General features: G+C 39.5%; 7 protein-coding genes. All 7 read right to left on the bottom strand.

What is annotated here, in order from left to right; genetic code table 11:
* On the bottom strand, positions 1-479 hold a 479-nt coding region (locus BHV72_RS02715; RefSeq protein WP_286854360.1), incomplete at its 3' end, for a DUF4959 domain-containing protein.
* 33 nt (positions 480-512) lie between these two features.
* Complete coding sequence (locus BHV72_RS02710) at positions 513-2,438, bottom strand: RagB/SusD family nutrient uptake outer membrane protein (protein WP_286854358.1); 1,926 nt, start codon at positions 2,436-2,438, stop codon at positions 513-515.
* 10 nt (positions 2,439-2,448) lie between these two features.
* The gene (locus tag BHV72_RS02705) at positions 2,449-5,664 is read right to left on the bottom strand and encodes a SusC/RagA family TonB-linked outer membrane protein (protein ID WP_286854356.1); all 3,216 of its coding nucleotides are present in this window, start codon (positions 5,662-5,664) and stop codon (positions 2,449-2,451) included.
* A 1,192-nt stretch (positions 5,665-6,856) separates the two neighbouring features.
* Positions 6,857-7,984 (bottom strand): acyltransferase family protein, encoded by a 1,128-nt coding sequence (locus BHV72_RS02700; protein ID WP_022041949.1) that lies wholly within the window; start codon positions 7,982-7,984, stop codon positions 6,857-6,859.
* A 126-nt stretch (positions 7,985-8,110) separates the two neighbouring features.
* A complete protein-coding gene (locus BHV72_RS02695) occupies positions 8,111-8,581 on the bottom strand; it encodes a DUF5018-related domain-containing protein (RefSeq protein WP_286854353.1) in 471 nt (156 codons plus the stop codon).
* Between the two features lie 44 nt (positions 8,582-8,625).
* Positions 8,626-10,479 carry a RagB/SusD family nutrient uptake outer membrane protein gene (locus tag BHV72_RS02690; protein WP_005681768.1) on the bottom strand — a complete coding sequence of 618 codons (1,854 nt, stop codon included), beginning with the start codon at positions 10,477-10,479 and terminating at the stop codon, positions 8,626-8,628.
* A gap of 20 nt (positions 10,480-10,499) precedes the next feature.
* Positions 10,500-13,901 carry a TonB-dependent receptor gene (locus BHV72_RS02685; RefSeq protein ID WP_005675313.1) on the bottom strand — a complete coding sequence of 1,134 codons (3,402 nt, stop codon included), beginning with the start codon at positions 13,899-13,901 and terminating at the stop codon, positions 10,500-10,502.
* Between the last annotated feature and the right edge of the window lie 18 nt (positions 13,902-13,919).

Below are 13,919 nucleotides of genomic sequence, written 5' to 3'. Positions count from 1 at the left end.
TGTCGAGTCGGATTTTTCCACGTCAGACTCACTCCGCCAAAACTATCAGTAATCTTGAGTGACTCATAAATATATTCTACAGGAGGAGTTAACGGACTGATAGAAACGGTTTTCGGTTCAGACTCGTTCTGGCTTTTGTCTACACTCTTCAAAAAGATATTATAGTCACCCACCTTTCCGAATCCTTCTACGATCAAGCTATCTACATAAGGAGAAGCTTTTGTGGTTCTTTCCACCCCATTAATCATATAAGACGCCACAACACACAAGAGATCATCATCTTTCGGAGGAGTATAACGAATGATAGCTCCTCCATTAATGTTCTCCACCTCTATATTAGTAGGCAATCCCGGTGCTACACTGTCGGTAGCATTGAGACCAATCTTTTCGTCCTGCCCACATCCTGCCAGGCAGAGTGTACCGAGCAATGTGACGAACGCATATTTCACAAGCTCTGATATATTATTCATATTTCTCATATTTCCAGTCATTTTAAATTATGAATATCATAGTTACCACCCTGGGTTTTGTACCAGGTTCGGATCTTTCAATATTGTTTCCAGTTTCAACGGCCACAAATAGTCCTTATAACTATACTTTGAACGTAAGTAGATAGTGGTTACCCTATAAAACTCCTGGGCAGTCTCTCCCTGAATATGCCACCCTTTCACTTCGCGAGGAAGTTCTTTTTTCCAACGACGCAAGTCCCAGAAACGTTTTCCTTCACAGGCCAGTTCATTCAAACGTTCCATGCGAATGATTTCACGCATACCGTTTTTCGTATTAGGCTTATCCGGGGACTTGGAATATTTACTCCACGACTCCTTTACTCCCTTCAACCCTGCACGTTCGCGAACCAAGTCCACGTAATCATATACATCCTGTGTGGGTGATTCCTGCGATTCATTCAAAGCTTCCGCATACATCAGATACAAATCAGCAAGACGTATGATCGGAAACGAATAACGGTAGGGAGAGAAACCGTCTTTTGTCAAACCAGTCTTATAGCTACATACCTTTTTATTCAAATATCCCGTATATGAATGGTCTTCCGAAGTCTGGCGCCCTGATACCTCCTTCGCCCGAAAATGATAGAAAGCAAGGTTTGCCTGCTCATCATTCCTATAACCATCTCCATACCATGTCCCACGGTCGAATGACAATGAAGCATAGAAACGTGGTTCACGGTTTAAGTGAAGATAAGCTGTTTGTTCTCCTATCTGAAGATAATATTTATTATTTCCCTCATCCGGGATAGTGGTAATCTCATAGCGGTTAGGATAATTAGCCGTCCAGAAATCACTGTTATCTTCGGAAATAGGCACACCATTCGAAGAGTAGAATGCTTCAGCTACTGATAAAGTTGGACCTAAGACAGAACGTGCGTTGTAGTTGTTCCCCTTCGTATGTTTAGCCATTGCAGCCGTCTGCAATCCGTTAACGTTCCGAGTACTTCCCCAAATAATTTCTTCATTCCATTTTTCTGTGACAGCCTCACCGATATCCAGCAGTTTGCGTGTTGCCGCAGAAATACTATTGATCGGCAAAGAGAAAGTATAAAGTTTCTCGTGACCATTTTCTTTTGCACAATTTATCGCTTCAAGCGCTGCGTCTGCTGCCAATTTCCATTTACTGTTATCAACTTGTGTCGGAAACAAATGCCTGCCCTGATTATCTTTCACATTAATATAATCCGAATTTCCATTAAACAAAGGGCTGGCAGCCAATAATAACAATTGTGCTTTTACTGCTTTTGCAATTGGCTGGGTGATGCGCCCCATCTCCTGTCCCGGATCTGTGATCTTTGAAGGCAGATCTTTATATGCTTCATCCAGCAGGTTAGAGATATAAGCCACTACATCATCCACCGGCTCGCGATAACGCCTTACTTCATTCTGTGAAGCATCTACCGCAATATTAGTATCCATGATAGGAATAGGGCCGTAAAGCATAAACAGATAATAATGATAATATGCTTTGAGGAATTTTACTTCCGCAATCCAACGGGTGCGTTCATAATTCTGCAAATCGAGAGGTTTGTTGATATTTTCCAAGAAAATATTACAATCGCGGATAGCTACCCAAAGATTGGTTCCCCCATTTCCTCCATCCCAAAAATTTTGGTAGGGGTCATTATTATTTTGTTCACCGCGGCCTATCTCCCATGCGTTGAGAGAGATACGCTGATCTATAAAACCGGTTCCTTTAGGCATTAACCAATGTTCGTCACCTGCCAAAAAGCCAATGGAGCCACCCTGATCCCATGAAGGCAGGTAACTATAACAAGTATGTAGAAACTTAAATGAATTAATGCGGTTGCTGAAGGCATTATCCATGCTTGGAGTACCTTCGGGCACTATATCTAGGTAATCACTACAAGAAGTGCTACACAGCATGGTAGCAATCACGAGTGATATGGATATGATTATTTTTTTCATATAACATGTTTTAGAGTGAAAGTTGAATACCTACATTAAATACTCGTTGAACAGGATATCCCAAACCGTTGTTCCCCATTTCCGTATCCCAAATCTTGAATTTGGAAATATTGAACAAATTCGTCCCGCTTACGTAAATACGCAAGTTTTCCAATTTAGCTTTACCGGTCAACCGCTTTGGAAGCGTATAGCCTATTTCTGCCGATTTCATACGCAAGAAAGTACCGTCACGTAACCACCATGTACTCGACTGGTTATTATTACTGATAGCCGTATCCGATAACCGTGGCCAAAAAGCATACATATTCTGGTTGGACTCGCTCCAATGATTATCTGCAATAACCTGAAGTAAAGCATTGTTAGCCTGTTTTCCTCCCAATTCGTTGTCCGGGTCATAAGGCTGGGCAAACGGAGTGATACGCAAAGGGTCAATAAAGAAGGAGGACCGTGCCGATCCCTGGAAGAAGCAGTTAAAATCAAACGCTTTATATCCGACAGAAAAACCGAAACCATAAATAATTTCCGGCGTAGTCGGATAACCGATAGGTACAATATCCTGCTCGTCGATGATTCCGTCACGATTGATATCTTTATATTTGATATCTCCGGCCGTATATTCACCAAATTGTTGTTTCGGAGAGTTTGCCACATCTTCATCATCAACAAACAAACGTTCGGCTATGTAACCATAAGTCTGGCTTAGTTTAGAACCAATTTTACTTCTCCATGGAGTAGCCGAGTAGTCCGGTTCTTCGTATTCAGAAAATTCACTGCTGGCGTATGTGAAGTTACCTCTGACAGTAGTCCACCAATTTTTATTGAAGATATGCGAATAATCCAGAGAAATATCGACCCCATGTCCTTTAGCCTCACCGATATTTGCCCGGATAGGTGCCTGGAATCCCATCAAACTAGGAATATCGGCACGTTCTTGCAGAATATTCGTTCTTCTTTCTTTAAAATACTCCGCCTGAATCTCCAGATCATTGAATAATTTCAGTTCAAATCCCACATTCATTTTATGAGAAATTTCCCAACCAATCTTCGGATTAGCATAGCGGCTGATAGAAATACCGTTATAACCTTCATCAAAGTTTGTTCCGAAACTCATTCCCCTACCGGAATTATTCATATTTACTTCAGACAAATAGAAGAACCGGTTGTCATTATTAGAAATATTATCATTACCGACCAATCCGTATGAACCTTTCAACTTAAGCATATTGATAACTTTGGAAATCGGTTTGTCCGCCCAGAATTTTTCATTGGACACAACCCAGCCCAAACCTCCCGACGGGAAGAATCCCCAACGATGACTCTTGTCAAAACGTTCGGAACCGTTGTAACCGAAATTAAACTCCGCAAAATAACGGTCGGAGAATCCGTAAGTAAAACGTCCTGCTAATCCCAAATTACGGGTAGGGAGTGATTTCTGCAAGGTGTTTTCATTGCCACTTTTCCCTTCACGCACTGTATAAACCAACATACCACTGACATTGTGTTTTTCAACAAACGTCCGATCGTATGACAACGACGCTTCCAAATACAGGGAACTACCTACTTTTTTACTTCCCGGAGAGTATCCTAGATAATCTGTACCCAAATCCGGATTTAGAGCAGAGAGAGTGTATTCATCTTTTGTCTTATCATAACTATCCAAGGCATAATAGAACGGAGTATAAGAACGTTGAAGGTCATAATATGAAGTTCGCGTGACATTTCCCAACAAACGCCCTTTCAAGCCTTCGGTTATAAAACTGAAATCTTGCTTCAACTCCAACTGGGCAAGTATAACAGTGTTTTCATATTCTTTATAACCGCGTGCCATTTCAGCATACGGATTCAAGTAATTTGCACTAGTTCCATAATTACCGAACATAGGATGATTGGTATATTGGTTAGCTGCATCCGGAGCATACATAGCAGGAAAAAGAACCGGACTTGCTTTAATAGCCTGACTGTAAACCTGCGAACCGCCCTGTATCGGACCTTGATAACTATCAAACGTGCCGCTCACGCGCACTCCCAACTCGGTTGTTTTGGTCAGATTAATATTAACATTCGAACGTACCGTATATTTATCCAACTTAATATTATTATCAAAAAGGTTACTGGGAACCTGTTTCAAGATACCATTATCCCGCGAATAAGACAATGCTACATAGTAACGGGCTACACGGCCACCACCGCTAAGGCTCATGTTTCCGCGATAGTTAGTTGTGAAATCTTTGAATAGCATATCCTTCCAGTCTACCATCGGATAAGCCATCGGATTCAACCCTTTTTCGCGAGCAGCAATCGCGCTTTCCAGATAAGGTAATGCACCATCCGGATTTCGAGTTCTCACCGCCTCATTATGAAGTTTCATAAACGTCAGCGGATCAGCAATTTCAACCTCTTTGGAAGGAGCGGAGAACGAACTTTCTACCCTGAAAGATAATTTCATTTTACCTTCCGTACCTTCTTTTGTCGTTACAAGAATAACACCATTAGCACCACGCGCACCATAAAGCGCAGTAGCAGTAGCGTCTTTCAGAATGGAGAAACTGGCGATATCATCGGTATTCAATCTTGCCAAATCTGATGAAGTCAATTCAATGTTATCAATCAAAATCAACGGATCGGCTTTCCCTGTTCCAAATGTCGTCACACCACGAATAAAGAATTCGGCATTATCTTCACCCGGTTCTCCACTTCTTTGATAAGCAACTACTCCCGCCAACTTCCCTGCAAATCCGGTAGTAAGATTACTACTGGTAGTTTTTAACTCCGCCGGTTTGATAGTAGAAACGGAGCCTAATACGGACTCTTTCTTTTGTTTGGCAAAAGCTACAATCGTGACATCTTCAAGTGCAATACCGCTATCTTCTTTCATCGTCACAACACGAAAGACATTTAGATCTTTAGGGTTGAACGGAACAACTTTCTTCTCATATCCAATGTAAGAGAATTCTATATTTTTCGTGTTTGCCGGTACTTTCAGTACATAATTTCCGTCCAAGTCTGTAGCTACTCCGATACTGGTTCCCGGAATAAAAACACTGGCACCAATAATCGGTTCATTGTTAAAATCCAATACAACTCCTTTAATTGTATAGGTCTTGCCTGTCTGTTGTGGTGATGCAATATCCTGTTTGGCGTGAAGGGGAGGTAAACAAATACCATACAAACAAAATAGGATCAATAATCGCAGTATTCTTCCACAATTTTGTTTTTCATTCATCATAGAAATTAAAAGTGTTAACAATTCATTCTTATGCTTTTCGATAAGCATGAATCTGGGTTAATTAAAGGTTTTCAATAAATAAAGGATAGCACTTTCATCTATTAAATTGCTATCTTCACAAAAACGTTCATTTTTTCTTTGCCAGCATTCGTTATTAGTTTATAATCTTGTTAAAGGTGTTACACCGGAAATTCTCAAATAGACGGCATTTTCTATCTTATGAATCACATCCGTTTTTTCAAAAAATCCCACTACCCGATACTACATTCTGTTGCATCGGTTGTGGGAACTTGGGGGTATGTTAAGTTTCAAATAATACATTATACAAGACTTATTCAATCCCCGGACAAAAGCACTCTTTTTTCCATAAATTGAATATAAAAAACAAGATGATATAACCTGGTTATACTGTACCAGAGGAGATAAACTGTGCTGAGCTGTACTGTTCATAGGATATAAGGTCTTTTTTTATTTATCGCTACACTAAGTTCTACTGGAACTTCGTGATAAAAAAAGAATATATATCAGAGGGGTATGAAATGAAGAAAATAAGGACTCTACCAAAGTTAATTACAAAAAGCGCATAATATATAGATACAAAAATCACGATATAAACGCTTATTTGCAAATAAAACTATTGACAATTTATTTCATTGAGTAAAAATATTAAAACAGATAAGTTCTTTTTTTATATTTATCTGACCAGATAATAAAAACATTACTCAAATCTATTGCAATTACAAAAATTATCTATATATTTGCAACGTATTACAATTATTATTGCATACAAACTAACACATTAGTTCACTTTACAAAACGAATCACGAAGTTCCAGTAGAACTTGGTAAAAGTTATTTCAAACAAATTCTGAATTATCTTCTAATTGCATATTTTCTTTCAGTAAAAAAATCTATTAAATTTTATAATTATATATCTTTGAATAGTTTTTAAGGAACATATAGACTATCATCGGGAAGCTACATTTGAGACTTCATTCATATTCTAAATAGATTATTTCATTGCCTACTATTACTTCGCATAACCATAGTTATACGAAAAGAAGACTATAGTTACGCGAAATAAAAAACCAATAAAATATATCCTGATAAGTAAACAGTGAAAAAGAAACGCCTATAACGACAGGAATCATTTATTATACCAATACAGACTTTTCTTATTCATTGTAGTATTTTTAAATTTTCAAAAAGATACGATGTTTATACATCATTTGAAGTATAAAAAAGACAATGAGATAATTAGCAAAACTTAACCATACAGAATAATAGTTACCAAGAAACTGCTCTAAGCCATAGCTGATAGAAGCTGCTATACAACGGAAATTAACGACCTCACCTAAAATATAGGCAGTGATAGAGTTCATCCCATAAATTTTCAACCAATCCAACCCATAGGTATGCCCTTTATAGTCTATCCAATAATAAAATAATCCCATAAGCAGAAAGCAGAGTCCTCCGGAAAACAAAGTCATACTACAAGTCCATAGCCGCTTAATAATAGGCATTTGCAAACTCCATAGCAAAGATACCCCTATTAATACTATGCCTAACAATAATAAAAGCCTCACCACTCCCTTTCTATTTTCTTTTCCTTCTTTCATTATCTTTCCGGCAAAAGTACCTAGCATAACTGTTACTCCAAAAGTTAAGCTACTCCATATCCAAGTATAAGTATAATAAGGAGAAAAATGCCAGTTTCCATCTTCTCCCCAATACACACCATCCCGAAACTGGCCTAGCACTAGTCGGTCTACCTTTTCTGCAAAATTCCCTCCGGGAGTAAAATCGCCGAAGAAAGTCATCGGTATCCAGTAGAGCAGTAACAATAATAATGTAATGAGCACCTGATAACGGAAAGAACAGTGTAACAAAATTATTGCTGCAATAAGATAGCCTGTTGCTATCGCCTGCAACGTATTCGAATATAAATAAAGAGAATCAGGATTCAATCCCAAAAGGTTTCCCTGCACAATCATGCCGAAAATAAAAAGCAATACAAAGCGCTTTATTATTTTACGATAAACAGGCCATTTATTAGGGGCATTTTTAAACTTGGAAAAGGAAAAAGGCATGGAGGCTCCTGTCATAAACAGGAAAAGTGGCATCACAAGGTCCCAGAACCGGAAACCAATCCAAGACTCATGATCGAACTGATATAAAATGTCATTAAGCCACGGAAAATTCAAACGTTGCCCCAAAGCCACAAATACCGGTTGAAAGAAAACTAAAAGAAAGAGGTCGAAACCCCGTAGGATATCGAGTGAAGCCAAACGCCCGGAGACGGGAGACAAAGGTGTATTCATAAACATTATAATTTTCAAATTAAAAAGGAGTCGTTGACATAACGTGCTTAATCACCACCTCAACGACTCCCAAGACCTCAATTGTTTGATTTCAGTTTATTTGCTACAAATATAAGAAAATAATACCTATTTATTCAACACAACTTTGACAGTCCATGTTTTCTTTGTTCCATTTGCAGCCATGACACTATATCTACGTTCTGAGGTCCAATCGCCCGGAGCCCCTAACTTCGGGGAGCCATCCAGTGGTGTCACGCGTGCAGCAGTAGACACATTGAAGTATACAACCAACTTATTCAACGACACTTTTGCACGTTCAGCATCAGTAAAACTGCCACTGGCAGCAGGAACCGTGAAAGTCGCAGTAACAACCGCTTCGTCTTCGTTGATACTATTGGACTTCTCCAATTCCTTCTCCGCCACCTTAAACTCACCTGTCAAAGCATCCTTCTCTGTTGTATAGTAGCGGTGATATGCACCGACTGAGGTAATTTCCGCTTCTTCATAAGCCTCAAGATCATCTTTACATGAGGAAACAAATGGCAGGCACAACATTACAAGCAACCATTTTATGTCTGATAATTTAATTCTATTCATTGTTCTTGTTTCATTGATTAATAATTCGAATATTGGTTATCATTTTACCACAGAGGATTTTGGTCCTTCTCTGTTATAGCAGAGTTTGCATTAATCAAACTTTGCGGAATAGGATACAAATAGCGTTTCTTAGAAAAAGTACGGTCGGCATTTCCATATCCTTGTGTACCGATAAACATACGATGACGGTCACTGCTAATTTCAATAAATGTAGCCGGAGTACGCAATTCTTTGATGACTTCACTTCCGGAGGGTTGTCCGTCGTTTGCTTCTTCACCATATTTGCCCCAACGCAACAAAGACCAATAATAGTCGCCTTCCATTGGCAATTCTACATGACGCTCAATCTTATAATCTTTCCATGCCTCAACCAACGTGGATGCTTCGGATTCCGGCAAACCACCATGTACAGTGCGAGTCTGATTGAAAGTAGCTACTGCTTCTGACAGTTTTGAAGGGTCACTCTTTGCCAGACAAAGAAGGGCTTCAGCCTTATTCAACAGCGCACGTCCGTACCGGAAAATTACATAATGATAATCCGTAGGCACATCAACAAATATACGCCAGTCATTAATGTAGACACCTTTGCGCCACAAGTAATTGGTAGACCCCATTTCAGCGGTTCCCGGAGCCTCACCCAAACTACAACGTTGCAAGTTACCGGTCTTATGCATTGTGACTAATTCCCCATAATATTCACAGGAGTCCTGTACGATTGTCGCATAAAAACGTTTGTCGCGATGCGTATACATAAAATCATTAATACGGGTATCACGCCCTTTATCTTTCGTTTCATAAGCCAGAGAGTGTTCATCCAATTCATCAGCATTCACAGCCAGATCTCTTACAGCATCATTAGAAATGACATTGGTATTATTCACAAACTGGGAAGTCGTATTCCACTTTTTAGCTTCATTTGTCAGTTGGTCAATAACCAGATAATCATCTACCAAATTCTGGGAAGGCGAATGTTCCAGCCAGCACTCAAAGACCCAGTCTTTTTTAAACAAAGGACCACGTCCCAACTTTTTTAGATTATCATTTCCCTGATTAGGAATGACAGTCTGCATATAAGTATCACCGCCATTTGTATTTTCTTTACTGAAATATCTGGCTAAAATAATCTCCGTTGAAGAATAAGAGTTCTCCTGATTGAACATGCCACCATAATTGGCGTCCAAAGAATAACCTTGGATAGCATCTACCGCTACTACCGCTTGTTCCCATAATGTCTTCTTTCGTGTAGCATCCGTAGTGTAAGCAGCAGCCGTCAGACAGACTTCCGACTTCAAAGCCCGGGCCGCATTAGCATTGGCACGCCCGGCAGGATATTCCTCCGGAAGTCCTGCTATGGCATCATCCAAATCACTCAATATCAAATCATACGTCCGGTCAATAGATTCAGTGAGGGGCAAATTAAATTCATCGTCTACTTGCAATACCCTGTCTACCCAAATCACACGTCCACAATGTTTCGCCTGATAATAGTAGATCATAGCCCGAAGCATTTTTCCCTCGGCAACCAGTTCTTTTTTATCCAAATCGGATAAAGCAGTAGAGGCGGAAGCCTGTTCAATAATCAAGTTACACCGACGGATAATACTAAATTTATTAAAACCGAAATCATGTTCCCGATTTATCAGGTCACGTGCCTCTCCCGGACAACTTTGGCGTAGAATTGTATTTAGTGTTATCTGATCGTCTCCCCAAAAATCGTGGTATAATCCCAAAATATCAGGATATGTGCGTAGTACGAATGCATCGGCAGTAGACCGACTCCCCCAAACCAATTCTTCCGAATAAGTTTCCGTAGGTTTCGTATCTAAAAAATGTTCACAACTTTGCAGTGTTAACATCCCTCCTAAAAGTGCAGGAACTATATATTTCATTATTTTCATATTCTGTGTTTTTAAAGTTATTAGAATCCAATGTTAAAACTAATCGAATATACCCTGCTGACAGGATAAGTATATAAATTAGTATTTCCAATCTCCGGATCAATATCGTATTTATTCGATTCGCTGAAAGTCAACAAGTTATATCCACTCAGAGAGACATCACATTTCGTGATCCATGGAACTCTCTTCAATACTTTATGTTTCAGATCATAACCGATATTCAAACTCTTCAGACGGATATAGCCAGTATTAACCAACCAGAAATCAGATGAACCATAATTGTTGCTTCCATTATATTTAGAAGTACTCCGTAGACGAGGGAACTTGGCATTCCGATTATCCGGTGTCCAAACGTCTCTCTGGAAATCATAAATCACTGACAAATAGCCATAATCGGAACCTTGACCTTGCAGCTTGTCTCCAAAATAGAAATCTTTGGACGTAGCTCCTTGCCACAACATATTCATGAACCAGCCCTTATAATTAAGATCTATACTTATACCATACTGTCCGCGAGGAGAAGAATTTTTACCGATACGATGTTGGTCATTTCCGTCAATTATACCATCTCCATTGAAATCATAATATTTAATATCACCAGCACCCAAGTTTACCGAGTTTTGCCGTTTGGGCGAGTTCATCACATCTTCCTGACTTTGATAATATCCCAAAGATTCATATCCGATTCCCCAATATCCTTTGGCATGAGTAGTACGTTTATAAGGATTCTTCAAGTCTGTTTCTGCTTCGTACGGATTATTCATCCAGAATGAATCAAAATAGGTAAAATTAGCACCTATCGCATATTCAAAATCACCTCTCTTTTCTTTCCACTGTACAATGAATTCACCTCCTTGACGAATACTTTCACCGTCAGACTTTACTTGTGGCAATGAGGTTCCTAACGGATCAGTATATGCCACATTAGAAGGAGAAGTCAGATATCCTTTTGTAGACATACGGAAATATTCGACAGAACCGGACAAGCGATTATCTAAAGAAGCAAAGTCTAATCCGACATTTGTACTGCGAGTTGTATACCAAGAAATATCTTTGCTAACCAAGTTACCTTCAGAAAAACCCGGATAAAATTTACCTCCTAACAAATATCCGCGTTCATCCAAATTATAAGACTGTAAGTATGAATAAGCAGAAATATCATCCAGACCAATCTCTCCATAAGAAGCCCTAATCTTAAACAGATCAAGAATATGGCGATCTTTCAAATTTTTCCAGAACGATTCCTCAGAGATTACCCATGCCGCCGAACCTGCATAAAAGACTCCCCAACGTTTTCCTTTCGGGAAATTGTCACTGCCGTCATAACGCATACTACCTTCTACCACATATTTACTTGCATAATCATACTTTAAATGAGCCACTAGACCGGCACGTGCACGTGTCCCCTCAGCAGAGGAGTTTGTAGCCGTAGCAACAGGCCCCGGATTGATCTGATCTACATCCAACAAGTATTCTTTGCGTCCCAGAGTTGCATTATCATACATATATTTATTTGCCTCAATACCGGCCGTAGCACTAACAGTATGCACAACATTAAAAGTACGGTCGTAATTTGCAAAAGCTTGTACGGTGTACTCTGACATATTCCAATAATTCTTTTCTAAAGACGGCTTGCTTGGAGTATTCGGATTTCCGTCCCAATCATACATAACCGGAGATTTCTTCCAATCCTTCTGACGGTCGGCTGTCAGACGATAATTTCCTAACGCTTTCAATCTTAGTCCTGCTACCCAAGGTACCGTCCATTCCAATCCCATATTGGCCTTAACCGTAGCAATCTCTCCCTTGCTATATCCCGCTTCCGGAGAAATCTCCGCCAACGGGTTATCCGGGATATTATTCAATTGCCCATATTGGTTATACGCATTTTCCCAAGGCAATTTATTCTGGATATGACTCCAGACACTACCATAATCACCTCCCGTAGTACTCAACGGCTCCCGGCTTTTTGTCAGATATCCTTCAATTCCTGAAGTTACTTTAACGCCTACTTCCTTAAAATCTGCAATCAGGTTGGTACGGTAATTATAGCGTTGGAGATTATTGGTATTATTCTTATAGATAGACTGCTGGTCATAATATGAGAATGATGTATATGCTTTTACTTTTTCACTACCACCGGTCACAGTCAGTGTATGACGTTGTTCAGGAGCAAATGTATTCATAGCCAACTTCTGCCAGTCCACGTTAGGGTAATGATGAGGATCAGAACCGTTCGCAAAAAGTTCCATTTCTTCCGCATTAAAACGTTCTTTCATACCGTCATTTGCCAACCCCTGGTTCAGATAATAAGCGGCATCATACGAATTCAATTTATCAGGCATAATTGTAGGTTGACTCAAATTGTAGTTGAAACTATAATTGATACTCATTTTACCAGCTTTACCCTGCTTAGTTACCACCATGATAATGCCATTTGCAGCACGTGCACCATATACGGCAGTAGAAGCCGCATCTTTCAGCACAGACATCTGTTCCACATCTTCAGGATTTAAATTCCGGAAATCACGTTCTTCACAGATAACATCATCGATAACAAACAATGGAGTAGCACCACCACGAATGGATATAGAAGAATAGTTATTAATACCACCTCCGGATGTATTCACGATCAATCCCGGAGCACGGCCGGCAAGGCTCTGTGTTATATTAGCCGTAGGTACTTTAGCTATATCTTCAGCATTCACACTAGCAATAGCGGCAGTAGTCTTGCGCTTGGAAGTCGTGCCATACCCCACAACAATCACTTCGTCCAACGCCTTAGTATCTTCTTCCATATAGATACTAATATGTTTCTCCTTACCGACAACAACCGTTTTCGTCCGATATCCGATAAACGATATTTCAATGACAGATTTTGCCGGAAGCTCCAATTTAAACTTTCCTTCCAGATCAGTAATGGTACCAATAGTTGTATTCTGTACTTTTACAGAAGCACCGATTATCGGTTCTCCCGCTTCGTCAAGCACCACACCGGTAATGTTTTCCATTCTTTTACTTTGTTGCTGTACACTTACCTCGTTTAAGGATTTTTCCGTTTTTGTCAAAACAATATGAGTTCCCTCCATTTGATAGGCAACGTCCTTTCCAGCAAACAACTTAGCTAAAACGCTATTAACCGCCTTTGCATTCACATTAATCGAAACCGGACGTTTCACATTAATGTCGTTGGAATAAATAAACAGATAATTAGTTTGATTTTCTATTTCATTCAGCACATCCAGAAGTGTCACATTACTTCTTTTAATAGTAACTTTCGCCGTCTGAGAATTTACATTATCGGCTAAAGCACAGAACGAACAGAAGAACAATAAGAATGTAGTTATTCGCATAGCTCTATAAAATAGGTTAACATGGGGATTTTTTAGCTTATAATCGTCCCCGATTGATTTATTTTTCATATTTTTACGATTAGATTT

Origin of the sequence: Bacteroides sp. 43_46 (genome assembly GCF_001915455.1) — a bacterium.
Taxonomy (GTDB): domain Bacteria; phylum Bacteroidota; class Bacteroidia; order Bacteroidales; family Bacteroidaceae; genus Bacteroides; species Bacteroides caccae.
Note: the sequence above shows the minus strand (reverse complement) of the source record. Positions and strands in the feature narration are given on the sequence as shown.